Here is a 25868-nt window from a genome sequence, read left to right as displayed (position 1 = left end):
TGCCATCGTGCAGTCGTTGGACCTGGTATAATTATACAATCACGACGCATGTCTGGTTGCCATTTGCCTGAGGCGGCTGTCGAATTCCAGCTTTCTCTTCAACAGTCGCTGCTGTTCCGCGAATGCCGAGTCGGAAAGCTCTGATTCGAACCGCGCCGTTGCTTTCGCCAGGGCCGCTTCGAGCACCGGGCGCTCGATCAGGAGATCGATCGCCTGCGCCAGTTCGGCCGCCGCCTGTTCCTCGCTGGTATCGGGAATCAGGAAGCCGAACCGCAGGCCCGCGTACTCGGCAGCCGTGGGTTGCTCCAGGCCGTTATCGCGCAATATGGTAGTGAGAACGGCGGTTTCAAGCGTGTCGGCTGCACCGCAGCAATCGACCAGCGTTTCAAAGCGCTGGTCGAGACCCGGTGAACGCGCCAGCGCTTCTGCGTGACGGGCAAGCAGAGAGGGCCAGCGAATCAGTCCGGCAATGACCGCTGCCGAGAGAGCATCCCGCGTTCCACCCTGCGCGAATCGGTTATTCAGGCGGTTGATCGATTCGGGCGCCGAGGGGGCAGGGCTGGGCTTGCCGTTCCACTTGCCGCCGCCGCGGGCGTTGCTGCGGGGCTGGAAGTTTCCGCTGCCCTGCTGCTGCCAGCGATTCTCCCGGCGAGGGAATGCGAACTCGGAATAGCGATCCTGCAATTCGCGACGATAGAGCCCGGCGATGTCAGGATGCTGGATGGTTTCCACATGCGCCATCAGGCGCGCTTTGAGGCCCGCCTTGTCCTCGGGTGTGTTGAGCGGGATGGCATCGCGCTCTGCCTCCCACAGCACATCGACCAGGGATTTCGCTTCGCCAAGAAGGTCTTCCATTGCGCGTGGGCCGCGTTGCTTGATGAGATCGTCAGGGTCGAGCCCTTCGGGCAGCCGGACGATTCGCAAGGAATGGGCAGGGCGCAGCAGCGGCAGAGCGCGGGTTATCGCGCGCATGGCGGCACGTTGCCCGGCCGCGTCGCCATCGAAGCACAGCGTCGGCATTTCCACGTGGCGCCAGAGCATTTCGATCTGCTGTTCGGTCAGGGCGGTGCCGAGCGGGGCCACGGCATCCGCGATTCCCGCAGCCGCAAGAGCGATCACGTCCATGTAGCCCTCCACCACGACCATCCGACCGGACTGGCGCGCGGCGGGCGCGGCACGGTGCAGGTTGTAGAGGGTGCGCCCCTTATCGAAGAGCGGAGTGTCAGGCGAGTTCAGGTACTTCGGGGCATCCGACTTGCCCTTGGCCAATATACGTCCACCGAACGCGATGACCCGGCCGCGAGCATCCTCGATAGGCAGCATCAGGCGGCCGCGGAAACGGTCGTAAGGGTCGCGCTCTTCGACCGCGATGCGCAGTCCGGCTTCGACGAGCATGCTTTCCGGGAAACGGGACAGGGCTTCCTTCAGCGCCTGGCGCCCTTCAGGCGCATAGCCGAAACCGAATCGCTGGACGGTATGCGAGTCGAAGCAGCGCGTGGCGAGGTAGGCGCGTGCCGCAGTCCCTTCGGTGCCGGAGAGACTTGCCTTGAACCACTCCTGAGCGGCCGCCATCACGTCGTAAAGGCTGTCGCGCTTTTCTGCAGCCTTTGCCATTTTCGGGTCAGGGGCGGGAACGTCCATCCCGGCTTCTGCGGCCAGTTCCTTCACCGCGTCCATGAAAGCCAGGCCCTGGTGGTCGGTCATCCAGCGGATTGCGTCGCCATGAGCGCCGCAGCCGAAACAGTGATAGAAGGCTTTCTCGTCGTTGACGTAGAAGCTGGGGGAATTCTCGTTGTGGAAGGGGCAGCAGGCCCGATGCTCACGCCCCGCCTTCTGCAGCCGCACAGAGCGGCCAATCAGCGCGGAGAGTGTGACGCGGGACCGAAGCTGGTCGAGCCATTGAGGAGTGAGCACGGGCCCTGCCGCCTGCCAGCAGCGTTAAACCAGCGCTTCCTTCACCCAACCGCTGGCCTTCGTCATGTCGAGCACGGTGCCGTGGCGGGCCTTCAGTTCGCCCATGACCTTGCCCATGTCCTTCATGCCCGCCGCGCCGGTTTCGGCCTTGATCGCCTCGATGGCGGCCTTGGTTTCTTCCTCGGTCAGCTGGGCGGGGAGGAAGGTTTCGATGACTTCCAGTTCGGCCTGTTCCTCGGCGGCTTTCTCCGGGCGGCCGCCCTGTTCGAACAGGGTGATCGATTCGCGGCGCTGCTTCACCATTTTCTGCAGCACGTCGATCACCAGCGCGTCGTCGTCCGGCGTGGTGTCGGCGGTGCGCAGTTCGATGTCGCGGTCCTTGATCTTTGCGAGGATGAGGCGGACAGTGGCGAGGCGCTGCTTTTCACCGGCCTTCATGGCGGTGATCTGTGCGGCCTTGATCGAATCACGAAGCATGGGTTTCCTGCAATGTCTTGAGTGAACGGGGTGTCGCGTGCGTACGAAGCTAGCAACCTGCGCGCCGATTTGCACGTGTGCGCCCAAATTGCACCCCCGCACCTTGACGCGATGCACAACCGTGTCTAGCGGCCGCGTCTTAGCACACAACGTTAGAAACGCCGTCAACGGAGCGACCCACCATGGCCGACGCCGCATCTTTGCTTGCGCCCAAACCCGAAGGGGCAACGGGCGTTCTGGTTCTCAGCGACGGACACGTCGTTTGGGGACGTGGTTTCGGTCATGTCGGCGAGGCCGTGGGTGAAGTCTGCTTCAACACGTCCATGACCGGCTACCAGGAGGTCATGACCGACCCGTCCTACGCAGGCCAGATCGTCACTTTCACTTTCCCGCACATCGGCAATGTCGGCGTGAACGAGGAGGACCTCGAATCGCTGGTCGACGGTGCCGTCGGCTGCGTCGTCCGCGAAGACGTGACATTGCCGTCGAACTTCCGGTCTGCCGGTGGCTACAGCGAATGGCTGGCGAATAAGGGTAAGGTCGGTCTTTCGGGTGTCGATACCCGCGCATTGACCCGCCGCATCCGCACCGCCGGTGCACCCAACGCGGTCATCGCCCACAATCCCGAAGGCGAGTTCGACATCCCCGCGCTGATCAAGCGCGCGCAGGAATGGCCGGGCCTCGAAGGCATGGACCTTGCCAAGCTGGTCAGCCGCGAAATCCAGCAGGGGTGGGAAGGTTCGACCTGGACGCTGGGCGAGGGCTACGGCGCCGCTGAAGGCGAAACCCGTCCGCACGTCGTCGCGATCGACTACGGCGCCAAGGACAACATCTTCCGCAATCTCGTGAAGGCAGGCGCGCGGGTCACCGTGGTTCCGGCCGAAACCTCGCTGGAAACCATCCTGTCGCTTGAACCGGCTGGCGTGTTTCTTTCGAACGGCCCCGGCGATCCGGCAGCTACCGGCGCTTATGCGGTTCCCGTCATTGCGGCGCTGCTGGAGCGTGACATGCCGGTGTTCGGCATTTGCCTTGGCCACCAGATGCTGGGTATCGCGGCGGGCGCGAAGACCAGCAAGATGTTCCAGGGGCATCGCGGCGCCAACCACCCGGTCAAGCGCCATGCCGACGGCGTGGTCGAGATCACCTCGATGAACCATGGCTTTGCCGTGGATAACACCTGCTTGCCGGACAACGTCGAGGAAACCCACGTCTCGCTGTTCGACGGCACCAACTGCGGTATCGCGATCAAGGGCAAGCGCGCCTTCGGCGTCCAGTACCACCCCGAGGCAAGCCCCGGCCCGCAGGACAGCTTCTACCTGTTCGAGAAGTTCGTGGGCATGCTCGGCTGATGGTCGCAGCGGGTCAGGCTCCCTCGGCGGCGTTCGCGTCGTTCCACGCATCGGCGATGATTGCCGGTGCGCTCAAGGGAGCTTTCGACCCGGCACGGCGGATTGCTTATGCATCCAGGCACCTGAAAAAAATGAAAGGTGTCTGAAATGTCCGCTCTGATCGACCACATGATCGCCTATTACGTCGCCGGGCCGGCGTCCGAACTATCGGTCGCGCCGCGCTTCTATCCTTACGGTGAGCTGCAGCTCATATTCGAGGACAAGGTCTCTGTCGCTGTTCGCAAGTTCGGCCCGAAGGTGCGCAAGCACTCCAAGGAAGCCGGCAAGTCCTTCATCGATCGCATGATCGAAGCGGGCGCCTGGTCCACCAGCCAGGGCGAGTACGGCGGCTCGATGCATCAGTTCCAGGCTGATCGTTTCCGCGAAGTCATTCGCGCGGAGCAGGACGCCAATCCCATCATCCAGCACGCGAAAGCCGATCCCGAATATTGGGACAAGGCTTTTGGCGATCTGGTGGCAGCGGCCACCTGATCGCATTACAAGACACACAGGACACCCAGGAAAGCCCATGCCAAAGCGCACCGACATCTCCTCGATCCTCGTCATCGGCGCAGGCCCGATCATCATTGGTCAGGCCTGCGAGTTCGACTATTCGGGCACCCAGGCGATCAAGGCGCTGAAGGAGGACGGTTACCGGGTGATCCTGGTCAACTCGAACCCCGCCACGATCATGACCGACCCGGACATGGCCGATGCGACTTACGTTGAGCCGATCACTCCCGAGGTCGTCGCGCGCATCATCGAGAAGGAGCGCCCCGACGCGGTGCTCCCGACGATGGGCGGCCAGACCGCGCTGAACTGCGCGCTGGCGCTGTTCAACGACGGTACGCTGGAGAAGTTCGGCGTCCAGATGATCGGCGCCGATGCCGATGCTATCGACAAGGCCGAGGATCGCCAGCGTTTCCGCGACGCAATGGACAAGATCGGCCTCAACTCGGCGCGTTCGGGCGTGGCGCATACACTGGACGAAGCGTTCAAGGTGCTGGAAACCACCGGCCTTCCTTCGATCATCCGCCCCAGCTTCACCATGGGCGGCACCGGCGGCGGCATCGCCTACAACAAGGCCGAGTTCGAGGCGATCGTGCGTTCGGGCCTTGATGCTTCGCCGACCACCGAAGTCCTCATCGAGGAATCGCTGCTCGGCTGGAAGGAATACGAGATGGAGGTCGTGCGCGACCGCCATGACAACTGCATCATCATCTGCTCGATCGAGAACGTCGATCCGATGGGCGTCCATACGGGCGATTCGATCACTGTCGCTCCGGCGCTTACGCTGACCGACAAGGAATATCAGATCATGCGCAATGCCTCGATCGAGGTGCTGCGTGAGATCGGCGTCGAGACCGGCGGTTCGAACGTCCAGTTCGCGGTGAATCCCAAGGACGGCCGCCTGATCGTCATCGAGATGAACCCGCGCGTTTCGCGTTCGTCGGCGCTGGCGTCGAAGGCCACCGGCTTCCCGATCGCGCGCGTCGCCGCCAAGTTGGCGGTGGGCTACACGCTCGACGAGATCATGAACGAGATCACCGGCGCGACGCCTGCCGCGTTCGAGCCGACCATCGACTATGTCGTCACCAAAATCCCGCGCTTCGCCTTCGAGAAGTTCAAGGGCGCCAAGAACGACCTCACCACCGCGATGAAGTCGGTTGGCGAAGTGATGGCGATCGGCCGCAACATCAAGGAATCGATGCAGAAGGCATTGCGCGGCCTCGAAACCGGCCTTGACGGCTTCAACCGCGTGCCCGCGCTGGAAGGCGCCGGCCGCGACGTCATCACCGCTGCGCTCTCGAAGGCCACGCCGGAGCGTCTGCTGCATGCCGCGCAGGCCTTCCGCGAAGGCTTTACCGTGGATGAGATCCACGCCATCGCCCACTACGACAAGTGGTTCCTGCGCCACATCGAGGAGATCATCGCCGAGGAAACCAAGATCCTCGCCGAAGGCCTGCCCAACGATGCGGCGGGCATGCGCAAGCTGAAGGCGATGGGCTTCTCCGACAAGCGCCTCGCCACGCTGGCGGTGCGTTCGGTCGGCGTCGCGGGCGGTCTGGGCGAGACCCAGGCCAAGCGCTCGGGCCTGCTGCATGACGCCCTGCGCGCCATGGCGGGGGCTACCAGCGAGAAGGAAGTGCGCCAGCTTCGCCGCAAGCTGGGCGTGGTCCCCGTCTTTAAGCGCATCGACAGTTGCGCCGCTGAGTTCGAAGCGGTTACGCCGTATATGTATTCGACCTATGAGGCCCCGATCTTCGGCGAACCGGAGGACGAGGCGATGCCGTCGGATCGCAAGAAGATCGTGATCCTGGGCGGCGGTCCGAACCGCATCGGGCAGGGTATCGAGTTCGACTATTGCTGCGTCCACGCCTGTTTCGCGCTGGCGGAGGCGGGCTATGAGACCATCATGGTCAACTGCAATCCCGAGACGGTTTCGACCGACTACGACACCTCGGACCGTCTCTACTTCGAGCCGTTGACCGCTGAAGACGTGCTGGAAATCCTGCGCGTCGAACAGCAGAAGGGCGAACTTGTCGGCGTGCTGGTGCAGTTCGGCGGCCAGACCCCGCTCAAGCTGGCACAGGCGCTGGAAGACGAAGGTATTCCAATCCTCGGCACTTCGCCCGACGCGATCGACCTTGCCGAAGATCGTGAACGTTTCTCGGCCCTGGTCGACAAGCTGGGCCTCAAGCAGCCTGCCAACGGCATCGCCCGCAGCCGTGACGAGGCGGTGAACGTCGCCAACCGCATTGGCTATCCGGTGCTGATGCGCCCCAGCTACGTGCTCGGAGGCCGCGCGATGGAGATCGTCGACAGCGAGCAGCAGCTTGACGATTATATCACTACCGCCGTGCAGGTTTCGGGAGACAGTCCGGTGCTGATCGACCAGTATTTGCGCGACGCGATCGAATGTGACGTCGATGCCCTGTGTGACGGCGAGCGTGTGGTCGTTGCCGGCGTCATGCAGCACATCGAGGAAGCGGGCATTCACTCTGGCGACAGCGCCTGCTCGATCCCGCCTTACAGCCTGCCGCCCGAAATTATCGTCGAGATGGAGCGTCAGGCTGAAGCGCTGGCTTTCGGTCTGAACGTCAAGGGCCTGATGAACATCCAGTTCGCGGTGAAGGATGGCGAGGTTTACCTCATCGAGGTCAACCCGCGTGCGTCGCGTACCGTGCCGTTCGTGGCCAAGGCGCTGGGCCAGCCCGTCGCCAAGATCGCCGCGCGGGTCATGGCAGGCGAGAAGCTGGACACGTTCCCGCCGTTCAAGCGCGATCTGCCGTACATGGCGGTCAAGGAAGCGGTGTTCCCGTTCAACCGCTTCCCCGGTGTAGATCCGGTTCTCAGCCCGGAGATGAAGTCTACCGGCGAAGTTATGGGAATCGATGCCGATTTCGCCCGCGCCTTCGGCAAAGCCCAGCTAGGCGCCGGCATGAAGCTGCCAGTGGAAGGTACGGTGTTCGTCTCGGTAAAGGACAGTGACAAGCCGGTGATCCTGCCTGCAGTGAAGACTCTGATCGAGCAGGGCTTCCGTATCGTCGCAACCAGCGGCACGCAGAAATACCTTGCCGAAGCAGGACTGCAGGTCGATCTGGTCAATAAGGTGGCAGAGGGTCGCCCGCACATCGTCGACAAGATCGTCGATGGAGAGATCGCACTGATCTTCAATACCACCGAAGGCTGGCAGAGCTTGGTGGATTCGCAGTCGATCCGTGCTTCGGCGCTCACCGGCAAGGTTTCAATCTTCACCACGGCGGCGGCGAGCGTTGCGGCTGCGGAAGCGATTGCGACAATTCGCGGGAGCAAACTTGAAGTGCGATCGTTGCAGGACTACTATAGCTGAAATCGATTTGCCTTCCCCCACATCGCAGCAGATCGGCCCCCGCCCGTAAGGGTGGGGACAGCCGACTAGTCGCTGAACCGGGGTAGGCGCAGAAGGAAGTAGATAAGAATGGCAAGTGTCGAAAAGCTGCCGATGCTCGCGGAAGGCTACGAGCGGATGACCGCCGACCTCAAGGCGCTGCGTGATGAGCGTCCGCTCATCGTCGACGCCATCGAGGAAGCGCGCGCTCACGGCGACCTTTCGGAAAACGCCGAATATCATGCCGCAAAGGAGCGACAGGGCCAGGTCGAGGCGACCATTGCTGATCTGGAAGACAAGATCACCCGTGCGCAGATCATCGATCCTGCGACGCTTTCCGGCGACAAGGTTATTTTCGGCGCTACCGTCACCCTGCTAGACGATGACGACAAGCCTGTGAAATACCAGATTGTGGGCCCGTATGAAGCTGACGCCAAGGTTGGCCGCATCAGCTACAATTCGCCGCTCGGCAAGGCACTGATCGGCCGAAAGGTTGAGGACGAAGTTGAAGTGACTGTGCCTTCTGGCGACAAGTTCTATCTTGTGCAGCAGATTCAATTCATCTGATCGCACCTCGCAGCACAGCAAAGAAAAAGGCCGGCGGAAACGTCGGCCTTTTTCTTTGCTACGCGGGTGGGCTGCCCCGGAGCGCCCCGCGGAAGGCGATCCAATAACGTAGCGCCGGTGGGCGAGCGGGATTTGTATAACGACTGTGCTCTCGAGGTGTGCGCGCCCTTATCTACCTTGATCCTGCAAAAAAAGGCGACGCTTGCGGTGATGCAAGCGTCGCCTTTTTGATAACCTGCGACCCGAAACTTAGCCCCGGATCCGTGCAGCGTTATGCCTGTGGCAGTTCCGGTTCCAGCAAGCGGTGCAGGTGGACGATCACGTACTTCATTTCTGCGTCGTCGACCGTGCGCTGCGCAGCGGACTTCCAAGCGTTCTGCGCTTCTGCGAAATCGGGGAACACACCCACGAGATCGAGTTCCTTGAGGTCGGTGAATTCGAGGCTGCGCGGATCCTTGACCCGGCCGCCCATTACGAGGTGAAGCTTTTGCATGGGAGAGTGCCGCTTTCCTGCTGGTTGGGAGATAAGCGGCCCTATAATTTTGGAGAGGTCAAGGGGCAAGTGCACAAGACGCACCTTGCTCGCACAATAAGCGAAAAGGTGCGTCGTTCGCGAAAACTTACGCTTCGGCTACGATCTGACACGCTTCTTCAGGTCTTCCGCCATGTGAATCACCTTGGTTGAGCGCGATGCTGCGGCATCACCAAGGCGATTGGCGGTATCAGCAGCTGCATCCCCAAGCCGGCTCGCTTTTCGTGCAGTGGCTCGACCCAGCGCGCTCGCAGTGGCAACAGCCGCTAACCCGTACTTTTCCAGGTTGAGCACAGCGAGGTCACTTGCCTTTTCCGCCCGAGTCGCGAATTTCGACGCCTGACGACGTGCGTCGATCCCGATATCATGGGCACGGTCGCCAGCCTTTCGGCCCAGAACCATTCCGGCAGCGCCGGCTGCTTCGGCGAGGTCGAGAGACCGTGAAACGATGCGACGGCTTACCCGACGCGGGAGGAGCGCGCTTACCGCGACGCCTACAGCGATTCCGCCAGCGACGGTCAATACCGGATGCTTCTTTACGAAAGCGATAACCTTGTCCGAAGGCTTCTGTTCTTCGGGTAGCTTGGCGGGCAGGGCAACGACATTTGCGTTCGTGAGCGGGGTGGATGGATCGATCTTGGTCAACGGACGTTCCTTCCTTGGTCAAGATACCTGATTTCGCACGCCTGCGTAGAGGCGCTGCGCCAGGTCGATAAGGGGATTACGCAGGAACCAAAGCATTAAAGCCGCCAAGGTTCCGCCGATTGCGGCAGGGTGCTCCTCCACCATGGTCGCGGCTTCGTCAAACATGAGCTTTGCCTGATCCAGCGCATCGTCGGCGATGCGTCCGGCCAGCCCGCGCTCGTCGATATCAGCCTTGAAAGCATGATAATGTTCGTCGAGCTTCGCTTTTGCATCATCACGCGCGGCTCGGTCCGCCATAACCTGCGCAGCCAGTTTGCCCATTCGAGACCCCCGTTATTTAATTCAATCGTCTTGTGAGCCACCGGCAATCCGCATCATCCGCCGCAGTCGCGCTCGGGCGTTCAGTGCCCCGAATACGGCGAGCATCAACAGGACCAGCGTAACAGCCGCCATCGCGCCCCAAAGGCCAAGAACTGGGCCAAGCGCGATGACTGTGCCGACAACGAAGGCCATCGCGGCGAAGAAAACCAGGGTTGCAGCTACGATGAGCAGCAACACGATTGAACGTGTCTCGGCGCCGACGAAAGCCGCCCGGGATTTCTGGAACGTGATTTCCGCTTGCGCGAAAGCCTTCGCTTCATCTGCAAGTCGACGCAAATCCTGCGCCAGTGACAGATTCTCATGATCCTCCGCCGCCGGGGCGAGGCTGGGTGAGTTGTCCTGCATTCTGTCAGGTAGTCAGTTCAGGCGCGACGGCGCCCTCACTTGCCCCTGAACAGGCGGGCGAGAACGAAACCAGTGGCGGCGGCAATGCCGAGCGCCTGCCACGGGCTGTTGCGCACGAAGGTCTTCGCATCTTCGCCGATGTCTTCCAAAGATTTTTCGTCGAGCTTTGCGCCGGCACCAGCCAGAGACTTGGAAGCATTGCGCGCGTAGTCGCCGTATTTGATACCGACTTTTTCATCGATCAGTGCCACGTTGTCATCGATCAGCTTGGAGACACCGACGATGGCCTGGCTGGCCTTGGCCTTGCCTTCTTCGGCATAGCCGGCGGCCTTCACCTTGGCGTCGGCTGCGAAAGCGTTTGCCTTGTCCTTGGCTTCACCGCTGCGCGTCTTGCATTCGCTAGACAGTTCACCGGCAAAAGCCTGTGCACCGGCCTTGGCTTCTTCGACAGCCTTGGAAAAATGATTCTTGGCGCTTTCGGTGCCGTTTCCGGCGGAGATGGTGGGGTCGACCATGCGATTATCCTTCCTTTTCTATCCTTGGCGCGATTCTGCCGCACGAGTCACTCTCGTGCCCATGTGCGACAGAGTAACACAACTTATCGTTCCTTGCTGCAACGCAACTTGTCACGCGAAGTTCCCCTGCTAAGACCGCCTCCGGACGCAGGGCGCGTGACGCGCCCGCTTGAGGAGAACCGCAGACATGACCGCGATCATCGACATTCACGGCCGGGAAATCCTGGACAGCCGCGGCAACCCCACTGTGGAGGTGGACGTTCTGCTGGAAGATGGCAGCTTCGGTCGCGCTGCTGTACCGTCAGGAGCCTCGACTGGCGCGCACGAAGCGGTAGAGCTGCGTGATGGTGACAAGAGCCGCTATCTGGGCAAGGGCGTGCTCAAGGCAGTGGATTCGGTCAATGGCGAGATAGCCGAGGCGCTCGTCGGCCTCGATGCCGAAGACCAGCGTGACCTTGACCTTGCCATGATCGAACTAGACGGCACCGCCAACAAGGCGCGCCTGGGGGCCAACGCGATTCTCGGTGTGAGCATGGCTGCGGCAAAAGCTGCCGCCAACGCCCGCGGTCTGCCGCTCTATTCCTACGTCGGTGGTGTTTCCGCGCACGTCCTGCCGGTGCCCATGATGAACATCATCAACGGCGGTGAGCACGCGGACAATCCGATCGACTTCCAGGAATTCATGGTCATGCCAGTGGGCGCTTCGTCGCTGGCAGAGGCTGCGCGCTGGGGTGCAGAAATCTTCCACACGCTCAAGAAGGGGCTGCATGAAAAGGGTCTTGCCACCGCAGTTGGCGACGAGGGCGGTTTCGCGCCGAACCTTGCAAGCACCCGTGATGCGCTGGACTTCATCATGGCCTCGATCGAAAAGGCCGGTTTCAAGCCTGGCACAGACATCAAGCTCGCACTCGATTGCGCCTCGACCGAATTCTTCAAGAATGGCAAATATGAAATCAGTGGTGAGGGCCTGAGCCTGACGCCGGTGGCTTTTGCTGATTATCTTGCCGACCTTACTGAAGCCTATCCGATCATCTCGATCGAAGATGGCATGAGCGAGGATGATTTCGAGGGCTGGAAGGCGCTGACCGACAAGATTGGGCACAAGGTGCAGCTGGTTGGTGACGACCTGTTCGTGACCAACCCTGCACGTTTGACCATGGGCATCGAAAAGGGTCTGGCGAACTCGCTTCTGGTGAAAGTCAACCAGATCGGCACCCTGACCGAGACTCTGGAAGCCGTCTCCATCGCAAACAGGAACGGTTATACGGCAGTGATGTCGCACCGCTCGGGTGAAACCGAGGATGCGACCATCGCCGACCTCGCCGTTGCCACCAACTGTGGCCAGATCAAGACGGGCTCGCTTGCGCGTTCGGACCGGCTTGCCAAGTACAACCAGCTCATCCGTATTGAGGAAGAGCTGGGCAAGGCTGCACGTTATGCCGGCCTGGGCGCGTTTGGACGCCTGAGCGCCTGATTGTTCACAGGTGATCGGATGCCTGTCGGCGCCGATTACCTGCTGACGCTAGACCTGAACTCAGAGCCCCTTCGATAAGACGAAGGGGCCTGAATTCAGGTGTCAGCGTGCTGCGGTGGCGCCGTTTCTGGCATTTTCGTCGAGCAGCACCACAGAACGCGATGAAGATGCGAAATATTCCAGCATCGCCGCATATCCGCGCGCGCTGAGTTTCACGTAAACGCGGCGGGCATCGCCTGGGTCTGCTTCACGCATGAGCAGACCTTGTTTTTCAAGAATCGCGATCCATCGCAGCGCCGTGGTGGACGGCACGGCAGAGCCGATGCACGCGCTGGTAACCGAGACCCTGCGGCGTTCCTTGGCTGCAATGAAGAGGTCGAGCAGGATGTCCCAAGCGGGCTCACCAAACAGGTCTTCTGAACGGAATATCTTGGTGCGGCGGCGCCGGTCATCGTAAGTTTGCCGAGCAAGTTCTACCCATATCGGGTGGTCCTGGCTGGCGGTGGCCTTGGGTTCCCGAGCCTCACCAGCCAGCGTCAGGCTTTCAAGGATGGCTGTGGGGCTTTCTCCAATTTCCAGTTCCCGCGCCATCGCCAGCAATTCGTTGGCGATTCCTATCAGCCGGATGGCCTTCGCTCTGTTGCGCATCAACTGGTCCGTGTTCTCCATCGAATAGGATCGCCCGATGCAGGCCGCATGACTTCGTCTATGAAAGTCATGCGGCAATTGTGCCAAATGTTGCGAGAAAAGCTGCGGCTGTCAGGGGGTTAAGCCCTGTTAATGCCATTCTGCCGCTTGATCCGCCACGGGCAAATCATAGGCAAACATCCGAGTGCGCGTCTTGTGAAGCTTAATCCGTATCGGACGCATTACGCGGAATGCCGAATTCCCGGCATAGCGCATCAATGGCAGCGTCCAGATGAGCTGCGGCCAAAAGTGCACCAATGGCTTCCAGCTGACCGAGGCGGGCCTCCAGGTCAGCCGCCAGCGACTTCGCGATTGCGTCCTTGTTCACTCAAGAATTCTCCAGCGGGAGGAAGCGGTGCTTCCAGCCGGGCCCGATGCCACGGACCATGGTTTGCGACCCGCCGGTTTTGCCCGGCGTCAGTTGTTATAGGTTTTATCTCCGTTTTCGATCAAAATCGGAGCTACCTGATTTTCAACTACACGATGGCGAGCAATTGAAAACCGTCATTTCGGGCATGTCCTACAAGTGAACATTTCGAAATAGGCCGTTAGTCGCGGGAGAATTGCGCTTTGATGAACGGAATGGCGCAGTTTTACGTAGTTTTACGTAATAAAATAATGCCCAATGCCTTTGCGCTGCCCAAAGGCATTGGGCTGAACTCTGATTACGCTCCGAATCGCGTCTTGAGGTCGTGCAGGGCGATCGCAGCCTTGGCCGCTTCTCCGCCCTTGTCCTTCTGCCCGGCGTCAGCACGGACGAGGGCCTGCTCTTCGTTTTCGACGGTAAGAATGCCGTTGCCGATGGCGATGCCATCCATGGTCAAGGCCATGATGCCGCGGGCAGATTCCCCGGCGACGATCTCGAAATGGTAGGTTTCTCCACGAATGACGACGCCGATAGCGATGTAGCCGTCGTAATCGCCCGTGGAGTCGGCCAGCGAGATGGCCGCGGGGATTTCAAGGGCGCCAGGCACGGTGATGACGTCTGCCTTGTGTCCGGCAGCCTTGATGGCGGCCTTGGCGCCTTCGATAAGCATATCGTTGAGGTGGTCGTAGAAGCGCGCTTCTACGATAAGGAAACGGGCCATGTCAGTTCGATCCTTCGCTGGTCGGGGCGCTGATCGGGCGCTCGCCGACAATGTTAAGTCCATAGCCCTCCAAGGCGACGAGCGAATGGTGCGTGTTCGTCAGCAGGATCATGTCGTGGATGCCAAGTTCGGCCAGGATCTGCGCGCCCACGCCATAATCTCTCAGTTCTTCGAGGTCGGGGCTGCCGCCATTGCGGAACTCTTGCTTGATGTCCATCACGCGCGACATCAGCTTGTTCATCGGCCGGTTGATCACCACGATGACGCCCGAGCCCTCTTCGGCGATCATGTTCATCGACCGATGCAGCAGTTCGCCGCGATCGCCAGTGTCTTCGCCGAAAATGTCGGCGAAGAAGGACAGGGTGTGCATGCGCACCATGGTCGGCTTCGACGGATCGATCCGTCCTTTTACCAAGGCCACCGTTTCATCGCCGGTCGCACGATTGAAGTATGAGCGGGCGACCCAGGCGCCACCATGGCGTGAATGGAAGCTGATTTCGTTCCGCTTTTCGATCATGCGATCGTGCTTGCGGCGATAGGCGATCAGATCGCGGATGGTGCCGATCTTGAGGTCGTGCAGCCGTGCAAAGCCGATCAGGTCGTCCATGCGCGCCATCGTGCCGTCTTCCTTCATGATCTCGCAGATCACGCCGGAAGGATTGAGGCCGGCAAGGCGCGAGATATCAACGGCGGCCTCGGTGTGGCCGGTGCGGACGAGGACACCGCCATCACGTGCGCGCAGCGGGAACACGTGGCCGGGTGTCACGATGTCATCGCGGGTTTTGGTTCCGTCGATCGCAACCGAGATGGTGCGGGCGCGGTCACCTGCCGAAATGCCGGTAGTAACGCCCTCGCGCGCTTCGATCGAAATGGTGAAGGCCGTCTCATGGCGCGTACCGTTATGGCGGCTCATCAGGTTGAGGCCGAGTTCGTCGACGCGCTGCGTGGTAAGTGCGAGGCAGATCAGGCCGCGACCGTGCGTTGCCATGAAGTTGATCGCGGCCGGCGTCGCCATCTGCGCCGGGATGATGAGGTCGCCTTCGTTCTCGCGGTCTTCGTCATCGACGAGGATGAACATGCGGCCGTTGCGCGCCTCGTCGATGATTTCCTCGATCGGAACGAGGACTTCGCGTTCATCGTTCGAAAACAGGACGCGCTCCAGTTTTCCGAGCGTTTCGGCTGTGGGGTTCCAGTCATCCTCTGTGCAGTCGCGCAGGGTGTTTGCGTGAAGGCCTGCGGCGCGGGCCAGGCTGGACTTGCTCATTCCGCCCTCGGTGACGAGTTTGCGGACCTTGTCGATCACATCGGTAGCCATTGTAGTGTTCGATCTCACATTGCAGTGTGATCTAAATAAGCGCGGTTCACATCGAGATCAAGAGCCGTTGAATTCCGGTGGTCGCTTCGCGAGAAACGCGGCAACGGCTTCTTCATGGTCAGCCGTGGCATGCGCCGCCGCCTGCATCGCCGAGGCCATTTCCAGCAATGTTGGCAGATCCGCGCGGCGACCCTCCCACAACAGGCGCTTGGTCATCCGAACTGCATGGGGCGGATTGGCGGCGATGCGGCGGGCCAGGGCGCGGGCAGCTTGCAGAAGTTCCGCGTCCGGAACAACCCTGGAGACCAGCCCGCAGGCCAGTGCCTCTGCTGCATCTATGGTATCGCCGGTAAGAGCCATCTCGGCTGCTTTCGACCAGCCGATCACGCGGGGGAGCAGCCAGGATCCGCCGTCGCCTGCGATCAGCCCGAGTTTGACGAAGCTTTCGGCGAATTTCGCGCTTTCGCCCGCGATCCGCAGATCGCACATGCAGGTGAGATCGCACCCCGCACCGATGGCGGCACCGTTGACAGCCGCGATCACCGGCACTTCGAGTGCCGCGAAAGCGAGCGGCAGACGTTGGATGCCGCGCTTGTATGCCAGGCGCGTCGCCGCGGGCGAACCGGCATTGAGGGTGCCGCCCGGCTTCATTTCGTTGATGTTGCCGCCGGACGAAAAGGCTTTGCCGGCCCCGGTCAGGATTGCGACGCGTGCCCTTGGGTCGGCTTCAAGGCGGGTGAGAGCGGCAAGCAGGGCTTCGATGACTTCGGCGTCGGAAATGGGGTTGCGCAGTTCCGGGCGGTTCAGCGTTAGAAGGACGATGCCTTCATCGTCGATTTCATACAGCACCGCATCGTTCATCACCTTGCGCCCTTGTTACGCCCTGTTGGCCACGGGCTTGATCTAAAGACCGGCAGCGGCCCCGGATCAAGCCCGTGTCGGATGCCATCATGCGTCCTGCTTTTTCGCCATCATCCTGGTGATGTCGACCTGTCCCGTCGCAAGTCCGCCCATGAAGCCGCCGTCTACCGGCAGAACGACGCCGTTGACCACGCCCGCGAGGTCGGAGTTGATCAGGACAAGCGGGCCGGCCTGTTCTTCCGGGGTGGTGTAGCGGCCGAGCGGTTCTGCCGCGGCATCCACGACGTCCTTGCCCGACACGGCATGGAAGGTTGCCATCATCGGGGTCTGGGTGGGGGAGGGTAGCGAGCAATTGATGCGGATGCCCTGCTTGATCAAACGGGCACCCATGAACTGCGTCCAGACGATGACCGCTTCCTTGGAGAAGGCATACCCTTCGCCGACCTGGTCCATGTTCGCGTCACACCATTCAAGTCCGGCCTGAAAGCCCTGAGTGGCAAGAAGCTGCATGTGAACGGGGATGCGGCGGCTCCAGCCAAGGCCGCCGGTCGAGGCGATCGATACGATCGCGCCCTTCCCGTCCATGAGTGGAATGACCTGTTCGGTAAGGTGGCGGGTGCCAAGGAAATTGACCTTCATGGTGTCCATGGCCGGAAAGCCCCCTCCGCCCGGCATGCCGGCGCAGTTGAACAGGGCATCGATCTTGCCGCCGACGCCGCTGACGGCCGCTTCGAGGCTGGCCGGATCACGCAGGTCGATTTGCGTGAAGGAGGCCATCTCCACAGGGCTTTGCTTGAAGTCGAAGCCGTGGACTTCTGCGCCCAGGGAAACCAGCAGGCGTGCTGCCGCTTCGCCCATGCCCGAGAAGCACCCGCTGACGATCACGCGCTTGCCTTTGTAGCCCAGAACATCACTCATTGGTCGGTCCTTTATCTCTCAGGCGCAAGCTGGCCGGGGCCGCTGCCGTTTCGTTGGGCGGTAGCTATGCGCTCTCGCTGGCAAGGTTCAACCGTTCCCGCCGGTCATCGCGGCGACGATGCGCATATGGGCTTCCCCATGCCCTCGCCATGATGGCCCGGCCTTGCTACCCGTCCGGAAAGGATAGCGATTGGAAAAGGTGACACGAGTGGCATCGAAAGCGGTCAGAGGACGCAGACCCAGCCAGCCGGATAGGCGGGAAGTGATCCTGGCGGCCGCCGCGCGCCGCTTTGCAGAATTCGGGTTCGAAGCCACCACGGTTCGGCAGATCGCCGACGATGTGAACATCCTCTCGGGCAGCCTGTACCATCACTTCGCGACCAAGGAGGAGATGCTGGACTGCATCGTGCGCGATGCGGTCCTTGATCAGAGGGCGCGCGCCTTGCGCATTGCCGCGATCGACGCGGATGCCGAGGCGCGTTTCGTGACGCTGATTTCCGAAGAACTGGCCGCGCTGGCGGATCGTATCGAAGCTTATGCGATCATCTTCAACGAACGCAAATTCTTCCGTCGCAGCCCCGATTTCCTTTACCTCATGACAGCGCGCAAGGATGCCTTCGAGGCCTGGCGCGGCGTGCTCGACGATGGGGTGGCTTCAGGGCTGTTCCATACCGGCATAGACAGCTACCTGACGATCTCCACCATCATGCGCATGCTCAATTCGGGAGCAGACTGGTATCGCCATGAAGATGGTTCGCCACTGGATTCGATGGCGGACTATTCGCTGGAGGCGCTGACGCACTTCTATTGCGGATTCGCGTTGCGTTCGGTGCGGGCGGCTGGCCGGGGCGATCAGCCGCTGCCTGCCAGGCTTAGTCTTCCGGACTGATCCCGTCGGCGCGTTGCCGTTCCGCTTCGGCGCGGCGATGCTTGCGCTTTTCCAACTGCCTGACGGATGGCACGCCATCCTCGACCAGATCGGCAAGGACGGCGCCTCTTTCCCCGGCGGGGCGCGGCGGCCCGGTCGTCGTGTCGCAGAAGGTCTGCCGCTCGATCTCCGCATTCAGCAGCGCGCCCAGCAGCACGCCGTAGGCCGAAAGGAACAGCCACATCAGAAAGACCACGATGGCGGACAGTGATCCGTAAGTGGCGTTGTAGTCGCTGATGTAAGCCACATAGAGCGAGAACCCGAAAGAGATCGCCAGCCACAACAGCGTCGCCAGGAGCGAGCCGGGGGCAAGCCAGCGCCACTTCGCGGGGCGCCGGTCGGGGCCATAGCGCATGATGAGCGCGAACCCTGAGCTTCCCAGGGCTACGGCCGCAACCCAGGTCAGGATCTTGAAGGTCAACTGGGTGGCATCCCCCAGGTACACGCTTGTCTGCGTCTGCAACCAGGCGAATGCGCCGCCCGAAAGAACGCCGGTCAGCGCCAGAAGGATGGCGGCAAGAGTAAGCCCGCCGGTGCGCAGCGTGCGAGCGATCATGCCTCGCGTTTCGCGCTCCTCGTTGATGATGTTGAGCGCACTGACCATGCCTCCTGCCGCACGCATGCCCCCGTAGACCGCAAAGAAAAGCGCGATGACAAGAGCCAGCCCCGTGACGCCGGAATTGGTCGAGATGATCCGCATGAGCTGCTCTTCCAGCAGAATGGCCACATCGGGAGGAACGACGCCGACGATGCTGTCCATCTGCTTGCGAACCATGCCCACATCGGCGACGAGCCCGTAGACCATGACGGTTGCGGCGATCAGCGGTGTCAGGGCAAGGAAGGTGTAGAAAGCCAGGCCGGCCGACAGCAACCCCAGTTCGTGGAAGCCGATCATCACGTAGACGCGCTTGATCACCCGCCACCATGCGGCACGAGGCAGCGCCAGCGGCGACTGGGCGTCTGCGCCGGGGACGGTTTCATTTGCGGCGTTGTCAGCCCCGGTAACAGCGTTATTCATTAGAGCCCTGTGTGAAAGAGGGAACTTTCGTTGTTGCAATGCGATAGGCATTGTCAGGAGGGGCCGGGCAGACCGGTTCGGAAAAGGGGTAATTCTTAGCGGTGTCCATGCTCAGGCTAATCGATCATCGACCGGATCGTTCCCTGACCTTGCGCTGTGGCTGTGCCAGCGGTGCGGTCGCTCTGGTGCTGGCTCTTGGCGTGGCGCTTCCTGCTGATGTTGCGCTGGCGCAGACCAGGCCCGCACAAGAGGCTGCCGCAACCGGGTCTTCTTCCGATGCGCCTGTCCCCCAGTCCGCAGGCCAAAGTGCCGATCTTGAGGCGGGACAAGTCAAGGTGCCGGTGCCCCCCGCCGATGCCGGATTGCCGCAGGTTGAACCGATCATTCCAGACGGCGAATTCAATTCCTCCGTACCCGCCCTCGATGCTTCTGAAGATCCCGAACTGGACAAGCCGCTCGAATCGATTGACGCATTCGAACGCCGCGTTGCGCAGGAGCAAAGTGGTGCGAAGCCGGCCGAAGGCGCAAGTCCCCCGGCAGGAGATCCGGCATTGGCAGATGGCGATGCTACGGAAGAGATCGGCGACGCGCCGGTTCGCGATGCAGAACTGACCGCGCCGCTTCCTCCCATCGATCAGTTCGAGGTCACCCCGGTCCAGATCGCCGATGACGGTGCAGACGACAAGGAAGTGGAGGTCCGCTACCGCCTTGACGTCAAGGGGCTCGATCTTGCGGACAAGGAAACCGATGCGGATCTTGAAGGCCAGTTCAATTCGTTTTCCGCACTGAAGAAGGGGGACGGCAAGGCGGCGAATGCAGCCATGGTCGCAGCGCGCCTTACCGAAGACAGTCAGCTCATGCAGACGGTCCTTGCTTCCGAAGGCTGGTACAGTCCACAGGTGCGCACGCGCATGGACCCCGGCTCCGGATCCGACGCCGGATCCAACAAGGCCGATCCCGGACTTACCGCTGTAATTCAGGTCAATCCCGGCAAGCGTTACGTCTTTTCCGATGTGGTGGTTAACGCTGACCCGACCGTGCCGGCCAACCTTATCGCCGACAATTTCCCGCTCAAGGTTGGCGAACCTATCGTCGCCGAGCGGGTGCAGGGCGCAGAGGCGCGGGTCGCAGTGGCTTTGCCCGAGAACGGCTACCCCTTCGCAGAGGTTGGTCAGCGGGATATCCTGCTTGATCAGGATGACGGCAGCGGCGTCTATACCTTGCCGGTTACGGTCGGGCCGCGTGGCCGTTTTGGCGGTTTCACCACGGACGGCGACCTCGCGTTCGATGCCGACCACATCCAGGTTCTTGCCCGGTTCAAGCGGGGCGAACTTTATGACAGCCGCAAGGTGGACGATCTGCGCAAGGCGCTTGTCGCTACCAGCCTGTTCTCGACCGTGACGGTAGAACCGCAGAAGAGCGGCGAACAAGTCGGCGATGGCACCGAATACGTGACGCTCCACGTCAAACAGGATGCCGGACCGCCGCGCACCATCGCGGGATCGCTGGGCTACGCGGCTGGCGAAGGGATCACGGCACAGGCTACCTGGACGCATCGCAACATGTTCCCGCCCGAAGGCGCGCTGATCGCTCACGCCATTGCCGGTACGCGCCAGCAGGGCGCGGGCGTCACTTTCAGGCGTTCGAATGCAGGCAAGCGCGACCGTACTTTCGAACTGGTCGCCGAGGCGTTCCACAACGATTACGATGCCTATAGCGCTTATACCGGCCGCATCGCCGCGCGTATCGCGCGCGATTCGACGCCGATCTGGCAAAAGCGCTACACCTATGCCTTCGGTATCGAGATGCTGGGGACGGCGGAAACCGATTATGACGCCGCCAGTGGAACGCGAAAGCGGCGGACATACTACGTGGTAGGTCTCAACGGACAGGTTGGGTTTGATACCTCCGACGATCTTCTGAACCCCACCAAGGGCTATCGTGCCACCGCCCTTGTGCAGCCCGAAGCTACGGTACGTGGCGGGTTTGACCCTTACGTGCGTGCGCGTCTGGATGCATCGACGTATTATCCTGTCAGCGACAGTTTCGTCCTGGCAGGCAGGGTACGTCTGGGCACTATCCAGGGCGCCGGACTCTTCGATATCGCTCCGTCACGCAGGCTCTATGCCGGCGGCGGCGGTTCCGTGCGCGGCTTTGCCTATCAGGCGCTTGGCGAGCAGGCTGCGGATGGTAACCCGGTCGGTGGTCGCAGTCTCAACGAGGCTTCGTTCGAAGCCCGCTATCGTTTCGGCAATTACGGGGTGGTTGCATTCGTGGATGCAGGCCAAGCCTATCGCGAGACGATGCCGCAATTCAATGACCTGCGTTATGGCGTCGGCATTGGCGGCCGTTTCTACACCAACTTTGGTCCGATGAGACTGGATGTGGCGACCCCGATCAACAGGCGCCCCGGTGAATCCCGTTTCAATATCTACGTATCGATCGGGCAGGCATTCTGATGGCCGGTTCAGAGGAGAACACCGAAGGCATGTCGCCGCAGTCGGAAATCGAGACCACTGAACCTGTGGCAGACACGCCTTCGCGCTGGCATCGCGTCCGCATAAGGGCGCTCAAGACAGTGGCGTTCCTGGTGCTTGGCGTAGTCGCGTTCGTCGTTGCGGTCGTGCTGGGCATCAATACCGGTCCCGGACGGCGTTTCGTGGCTGACCAGATCGCCGCGCTTGAATTTGAAAACGGCATGAAGATCTCGGTCGCCCGGATCGACGGGTCGTTATACGGCAAGATGATATTGCGCGGGCTTTCGGTCCGCGATCCGCGCGGAGAGTTCCTGTACTCCCCCGAAATCCGGGTCGACTGGCGGCCGTTCGCCTATCTCGAAAACCATGTCGACGTGCGCAGCGCCACGGCACAGCGGGTGGTTCTGCGTCGCACCCCGCATTTCCGTGAGACACCGCCCAGTGATGCGCCCCTGTTGCCCGATCTCGATATCGACGTGGGCGAACTGCGCATCGATCGCTTCATCGCCGAGCCGCCGGTGTCGGGCCAGCGCCGGATAATGACTGTCGATGGGCAGGCCCATATCGCCGATGGGCGCGCGCAATTGAGGGCGAAGGGCGGCACCATCGCGGTTGAGGGCAAGGGCGGCGGTGACCGTTTCAATGCGGTGCTTGACGCGGTGCCGGAACGCAATCGTCTGGACCTTGATGTCGATCTCGACGCTCCGAAGGGAGGGCTCATCGCCGGCCTTGCCGGGTTCACAGAGCCGGTAACACTCAAGCTTGCGGGCAAGGGTGACTGGGCGGCGTGGAACGGCAACCTCAATGCCAACTTCGGCAGCGGGGAACTGGCACGGCTGGCACTGACGGCGCGCGACGGCACTTTCGTCGTCAAGGGGCCGACCCACATCGCCCGGATGTTCACCGGCCCCACTGCCAGCCTGCTTGGGCCGATCACCAATGTCGATTTGACTGCGGCGTTCGAAAAACGCCGGGCGAAACTGTCCGGCATGATTTCCAGCGACGCTTTCAACCTTACGCCGAACGGCCTTGTCGATCTGGGCGAAAACCGTTTCGAGGATCTCAAGCTGGCGTTTGTCCTGCTCAAGCCCTCAGCCATGGCCGAAAACCTGAGTGGCGCGGGCCTTACGGCAGACCTTGCGCTGGATGGTGCATTCACCACGCCATCCGTAAATTATGAACTGGCTGCCCGGCGGCTGGTCATGAAAGACATGGGGCTTGAAAACCTGACCGCCAAAGGCGCGGCCAAGGTCGATGCCGGCCATATCATGATCCCGGTATCCGCACGCGTCGGGCGCATCACCGGGCTCGATACCGTAGCAGGCGGCACGCTGGCGAACGTCACGCTGAATGGCGATCTGGCGATCGAGGGCACGCGTATCCTGTCAGATAACATGCGCTTGCGCTCCAGCCGCATCGATGCCGGACTGATCCTCGTCGCCGACATGAGCAAGGGCCTCTATACCGGCGCCATCGACGGCAAGGTCGACAATTACCGGCTCGACAGCGTCGGCATCTTCAACATCCGCACCAACATGGATCTCAAGTCCGAGGGCCAGGGCTTCGCGCTTCAGGGCACCGTTCGCGCGCGCTCGACCAAGCTCCTGAATGACAGTCTGCAGACGTATCTTGGCGGCAATTTCTCCGCTTCCTCGAACGTGAAGTACGGCTCGGACGGGGTGGTGCGTTTCTCTGCGGTGCGCATGAATGCACCGTTGCTTACCGTAACCGGAGGGCAGGGGAGCTGGTCGCCGGACGGCCGCGTTTCGCTGGCAGCGAACGGCACGTCCCGCCAGTATGGCGCCCTTGGCGTTCGCGTTACCGGCACTATCCGGAATCCCGACGCACATGTCACCGCAGAGCATCCCGGCCTCGGGATCGGCCTTGCCAACCTCGATGCGCGGATAAAGGGCGCACCGGGCGGCTATCGCCTCGATGCCAAGGCCGACACCGACTACGGACCGTTGCGCGCCGACGTGACGCTGGGGCTGGGCAAGGCCACTTCGGTCGAGATCAACAGCGCCAACCTTTCCGGCGTCGATTTCGCAGGACGGATCGTGCAGACGTCCGCCGGCCCCTTCGCCGGGCAATTGACCGCGACGGGTAACGGCATCGGCGGCCTCGTGCGGCTGGATGCAGAGGGCAAGTACCAGGCCGCAGACTTCAATCTGCGTGCAAAGAACGCCATCTTCGACGGACCGGCGCAGCTTTCCATCGGGTCTGCCATCATCGACGGGCGCGCTGTCCTGTACGACCAGCCTTACATGGTCGCCGACGCGCAGATTGCCGGGATGAGCCTGGGTGCGCTGGATCTGGCTGCGGCGCGTTTCATCGTCGACTACCGCGACGGGCGGGGCAAGGCGAAGGCGCTGATCGAAGGCGTCAGCGGCGTGCCGTTCCGTCTTGGCCTGAACGCGGACATGCAGCCGGAATTGTGGCGGGTGGCCTTGCAGGGCCGTGTGCGCGGCCTCGACGTCAAGACGACGACTCCTGCACGGATTGTCCTCAAGGATGGTTCCTATGAACTTATGCCGACGAACATCGCGTTCGGCGGTGGCAGCCTCAAGCTGGCGGGAACTTACGGCGAAGGCATGAAGGTGCAGAGCCGGATGGAGGGTGTGGACCTTGCCGTGCTCAACGCCTTCGCACCCGGCTACGGCATCGGCGGCAAGGTGAGCGGCAGCCTCGATTTCGAGCAGGCCAATGCGTCTGCATTCCCGCGCGGCGATGCCCGTCTGACGCTGAGCAACTTCACGCGGACCAGTTCGGCCGCGGTCAGCCAGGGCGTCGACGTCAATTTCGTCGGCAAGCTGTTGGCCGATGGCGGAGAGGGGCGCGCTGTTATCCGTCGCCGCGGAACCGTGATCGGCCGCATGGTCGCGAGCCTAAGGCCACTGCCTCCCGGCGAAGGTCCGTGGATGACGCGCCTGATGGACGCCCCGCTTGGCGGCGGCATCCGGTACAATGGACCGGCTGACACGCTGTTTTCGTTCGCGGGCCTTTCCGGGCAGTCTCTGAGTGGTTCAGTCGGGCTGGCTGCGGACTTCACCTGCCGCGTCTCCAGCCCGTGCATCAACGGTGTCGTGCAGGGCAGGGACATGGTCTACGACAATGTCGCGTATGGTACGCGGCTCAGCCGCATGGCCCTGTCCGGCAAGTTTACCGGCGATACGCTTGAACTGACTTCACTGACGGCCAAGGCCGGCGACGGTAACGTCAGTGCCAGCGGCAGGGTCAGCCTTGCTGCCGACGCAGGGTATCCCATGGACCTCAGCGTCAAGCTGGATCGTGCACGGCTTGCCCGCAGCGATGCGATGTCGGCCACTGCCACCGGCGACTTGCGGCTGACGAAGGCAGCGGGTGAGCCGGCGCTTCTGTCGGGTGAAATCCGCCTGCCGGAAACGCGATACCAGATTGTTCGCGAAGGCGCCGCGCAGGTGCCGCGTCTGACGGGCGTTCGTTTCAAGCCTCCGGTCGGGCCGCAGCGTATTACCGGCGACGAGCCTGCGCCGACGGCCGCCAGCGCCTTTGCCCTCATACGCCTCGATCTGCGTCTGAGAGCACCTGAGAAGCTTTACGTGTCGGGCATGGGCCTCGAATCGGAATGGAGCGCCAAGCTCAGCGTCACCGGCACCAGCGCTGCGCCATCGCTTTCCGGCGAGGTGCAACTGGTGCGCGGTACACTGGGCTTCGCGGGCCGCTCGTTCGACCTCAGCGATGGTCTGATCTCGTTCAACGGCGGCACGCCTATCGACCCCACGGTACAGATCACCGCGACGGACGACATCGAGGACGTGACCGTGAACGTGAACGTGACTGGCCGCGCAATGAACCCCCAGATCGATTTCTCGTCCGACCCCAGCCTGCCTGACGACGAAGTGCTTTCGCGCATCCTGTTCGGCAGTTCGATCGCAAACCTGTCGGCATTGCAGGCTGTGCAGCTGGCATCCTCGCTCAACTCGCTGCGCGGGACGGGCGGCGGTCTGAACCCGCTGGGCACACTGCGGTCGGCGGCAGGCATCGATCGTCTGCGCATTCTTGGCCCCGACGAGCAGAGCGGGCGTGGAACCGCCGTGGCAGCCGGCCAGTATCTTACCGATGACATCTACGTCGAGCTGATCACCGACGCGCGCGGCTTCACCGCCACGCAGCTGGAAGTCAGCGTGACCAAGTGGCTCTCGGTACTCAGCCAGGCGGGTGGGTCGGGCGTGAACAGCGTGAACGTGCGCATCAAGAAGGACTATTGATGCGCATCGCTCTGTTAGCGGCATTGGGTGCCGTGGTCCTGCTGTCCGCCTGCAAGCGCGAGCCGACGTTTGACGAGCGCTACGATACCGCGAACAAGGCGATCGTGGATCGGGCAAAGCAGATCGATGCGCAGATCGCAGGTACGGGTACGCCCCCCGCAGAATCCGCAGAGCCGTCCTCGGCGCCCTGAAACCTCGGGTTTACTTCTCGGCGCTAAGT

Annotated in this window: 24 protein-coding genes; 10 read left to right on the top strand and 14 right to left on the bottom strand. The window is 61.9% G+C overall.

What is annotated here, in order from left to right:
* Positions 1-39 precede the first annotated feature (39 nt).
* On the bottom strand, positions 40-1914 hold the full coding sequence (gene dnaG, locus A8V01_RS03640) for a DNA primase (RefSeq protein ID WP_103094605.1): 1875 nt from the start codon (positions 1912-1914) through the stop codon (positions 40-42).
* Between the two features lie 24 nt (positions 1915-1938).
* Positions 1939-2391, bottom strand: coding sequence for a GatB/YqeY domain-containing protein (locus A8V01_RS03635; protein WP_103094604.1), 453 nt, complete (start codon positions 2389-2391; stop codon positions 1939-1941).
* 182 nt (positions 2392-2573) lie between these two features.
* Here A8V01_RS03635 and carA point away from each other — a divergent pair, with 182 nt between their 5' ends.
* From carA to greA, 5 genes are all read left to right on the top strand, one after another.
* Positions 2574-3740, top strand: a complete 1167-nt coding sequence (gene carA, locus A8V01_RS03630) for a glutamine-hydrolyzing carbamoyl-phosphate synthase small subunit (protein ID WP_103094603.1) — start codon at positions 2574-2576, stop codon at positions 3738-3740.
* Positions 3740-3886: a hypothetical protein gene (locus A8V01_RS28450; RefSeq protein WP_170065823.1), complete on the top strand. Its 147-nt coding sequence runs from the start codon at positions 3740-3742 to the stop codon at positions 3884-3886. The genes carA and A8V01_RS28450 overlap by 1 nt, the downstream gene beginning before the upstream one ends.
* A gap of 1 nt (position 3887) precedes the next feature.
* A complete protein-coding gene (locus tag A8V01_RS03625) occupies positions 3888-4271 on the top strand; it encodes a hypothetical protein (RefSeq protein ID WP_103094602.1) in 384 nt (127 codons plus the stop codon).
* A 37-nt stretch (positions 4272-4308) separates the two neighbouring features.
* Complete coding sequence (gene carB / locus A8V01_RS03620) at positions 4309-7632, top strand: carbamoyl-phosphate synthase large subunit (protein WP_103094601.1); 3324 nt, start codon at positions 4309-4311, stop codon at positions 7630-7632.
* A 108-nt stretch (positions 7633-7740) separates the two neighbouring features.
* Positions 7741-8217, top strand: coding sequence for a transcription elongation factor GreA (gene greA, locus A8V01_RS03615; RefSeq protein WP_103094600.1), 477 nt, complete (start codon positions 7741-7743; stop codon positions 8215-8217).
* 271 nt (positions 8218-8488) lie between these two features.
* Here greA and A8V01_RS03610 read toward each other — a convergent pair whose 3' ends face one another.
* The 5 genes from A8V01_RS03610 to A8V01_RS03590 form a co-directional block, all read right to left on the bottom strand.
* The gene (locus A8V01_RS03610) at positions 8489-8710 is read right to left on the bottom strand and encodes a DUF4170 domain-containing protein (protein WP_103094599.1); all 222 of its coding nucleotides are present in this window, start codon (positions 8708-8710) and stop codon (positions 8489-8491) included.
* 138 nt (positions 8711-8848) lie between these two features.
* Positions 8849-9394: a hypothetical protein gene (locus A8V01_RS03605; RefSeq protein ID WP_103094598.1), complete on the bottom strand. Its 546-nt coding sequence runs from the start codon at positions 9392-9394 to the stop codon at positions 8849-8851.
* Between the two features lie 18 nt (positions 9395-9412).
* Positions 9413-9715, bottom strand: coding sequence for a hypothetical protein (locus tag A8V01_RS03600; RefSeq protein WP_103094597.1), 303 nt, complete (start codon positions 9713-9715; stop codon positions 9413-9415).
* A gap of 21 nt (positions 9716-9736) precedes the next feature.
* Positions 9737-10120, bottom strand: a complete 384-nt coding sequence (locus A8V01_RS03595; RefSeq protein WP_103094596.1) for a hypothetical protein — start codon at positions 10118-10120, stop codon at positions 9737-9739.
* A gap of 35 nt (positions 10121-10155) precedes the next feature.
* Positions 10156-10635: a DUF883 C-terminal domain-containing protein gene (locus tag A8V01_RS03590; protein WP_103094595.1), complete on the bottom strand. Its 480-nt coding sequence runs from the start codon at positions 10633-10635 to the stop codon at positions 10156-10158.
* Between the two features lie 187 nt (positions 10636-10822).
* Between A8V01_RS03590 and eno the strand changes: the two genes are divergently transcribed.
* Complete coding sequence (gene eno, locus A8V01_RS03585) at positions 10823-12109, top strand: phosphopyruvate hydratase (protein WP_103094594.1); 1287 nt, start codon at positions 10823-10825, stop codon at positions 12107-12109.
* A gap of 102 nt (positions 12110-12211) precedes the next feature.
* Here eno and A8V01_RS03580 read toward each other — a convergent pair whose 3' ends face one another.
* The 6 genes from A8V01_RS03580 to A8V01_RS03560 all read right to left on the bottom strand — a co-directional run bounded on the left by A8V01_RS03580 (position 12212) and on the right by A8V01_RS03560 (position 16978).
* The gene (locus A8V01_RS03580) at positions 12212-12778 is read right to left on the bottom strand and encodes a helix-turn-helix domain-containing protein (RefSeq protein WP_103094593.1); all 567 of its coding nucleotides are present in this window, start codon (positions 12776-12778) and stop codon (positions 12212-12214) included.
* A gap of 181 nt (positions 12779-12959) precedes the next feature.
* Positions 12960-13124: a hypothetical protein gene (locus tag A8V01_RS28445; RefSeq protein ID WP_170065822.1), complete on the bottom strand. Its 165-nt coding sequence runs from the start codon at positions 13122-13124 to the stop codon at positions 12960-12962.
* A 337-nt stretch (positions 13125-13461) separates the two neighbouring features.
* Positions 13462-13884, bottom strand: a complete 423-nt coding sequence (gene ribH, locus A8V01_RS03575; protein WP_103094592.1) for a 6,7-dimethyl-8-ribityllumazine synthase — start codon at positions 13882-13884, stop codon at positions 13462-13464.
* A gap of 1 nt (position 13885) precedes the next feature.
* Positions 13886-15199, bottom strand: coding sequence for a 3,4-dihydroxy-2-butanone-4-phosphate synthase (gene ribB / locus A8V01_RS03570; RefSeq protein WP_103094591.1), 1314 nt, complete (start codon positions 15197-15199; stop codon positions 13886-13888).
* Between the two features lie 57 nt (positions 15200-15256).
* Positions 15257-16060: a crotonase/enoyl-CoA hydratase family protein gene (locus A8V01_RS03565; protein WP_103094689.1), complete on the bottom strand. Its 804-nt coding sequence runs from the start codon at positions 16058-16060 to the stop codon at positions 15257-15259.
* A gap of 87 nt (positions 16061-16147) precedes the next feature.
* The gene (locus A8V01_RS03560; RefSeq protein ID WP_103094590.1) at positions 16148-16978 is read right to left on the bottom strand and encodes a coniferyl-alcohol dehydrogenase; all 831 of its coding nucleotides are present in this window, start codon (positions 16976-16978) and stop codon (positions 16148-16150) included.
* A 262-nt stretch (positions 16979-17240) separates the two neighbouring features.
* Between A8V01_RS03560 and A8V01_RS03555 the strand changes: the two genes are divergently transcribed.
* Complete coding sequence (locus A8V01_RS03555) at positions 17241-17867, top strand: TetR/AcrR family transcriptional regulator (protein ID WP_281256471.1); 627 nt, start codon at positions 17241-17243, stop codon at positions 17865-17867.
* Here the strand turns inward: A8V01_RS03555 and A8V01_RS03550 are convergent.
* Positions 17851-18924 (bottom strand): YihY/virulence factor BrkB family protein, encoded by a 1074-nt coding sequence (locus A8V01_RS03550; protein ID WP_103094588.1) that lies wholly within the window; start codon positions 18922-18924, stop codon positions 17851-17853. The two genes, A8V01_RS03555 and A8V01_RS03550, sit on opposite strands and share 17 nt — an antisense overlap.
* Before the next feature lie 107 nt (positions 18925-19031).
* Between A8V01_RS03550 and A8V01_RS03545 the strand changes: the two genes are divergently transcribed.
* From A8V01_RS03545 to A8V01_RS03535, 3 genes are read left to right on the top strand one after another with little or no spacing between them, the layout of a single operon-like run.
* Positions 19032-21383 carry a BamA/TamA family outer membrane protein gene (locus tag A8V01_RS03545; protein WP_103094587.1) on the top strand — a complete coding sequence of 784 codons (2352 nt, stop codon included), beginning with the start codon at positions 19032-19034 and terminating at the stop codon, positions 21381-21383.
* Entirely contained in the window at positions 21383-25648 is a 4266-nt protein-coding gene (locus tag A8V01_RS03540; protein WP_103094586.1) for a translocation/assembly module TamB domain-containing protein, read from the top strand. Before A8V01_RS03545 ends, A8V01_RS03540 begins: the two co-directional genes overlap by 1 nt.
* Positions 25648-25839: a hypothetical protein gene (locus A8V01_RS03535; RefSeq protein WP_103094585.1), complete on the top strand. Its 192-nt coding sequence runs from the start codon at positions 25648-25650 to the stop codon at positions 25837-25839. Before A8V01_RS03540 ends, A8V01_RS03535 begins: the two co-directional genes overlap by 1 nt.
* Positions 25840-25868 lie beyond the last annotated feature (29 nt).

It is taken from the genome of Novosphingobium guangzhouense, from assembly GCF_002896965.1.
GTDB classification, from domain to species: Bacteria; Pseudomonadota; Alphaproteobacteria; order Sphingomonadales; family Sphingomonadaceae; genus Novosphingobium; species Novosphingobium guangzhouense.
The sequence above is the reverse complement of the archived record's forward strand: the minus strand, read 5'-3'. Positions and strand labels throughout refer to the sequence as shown.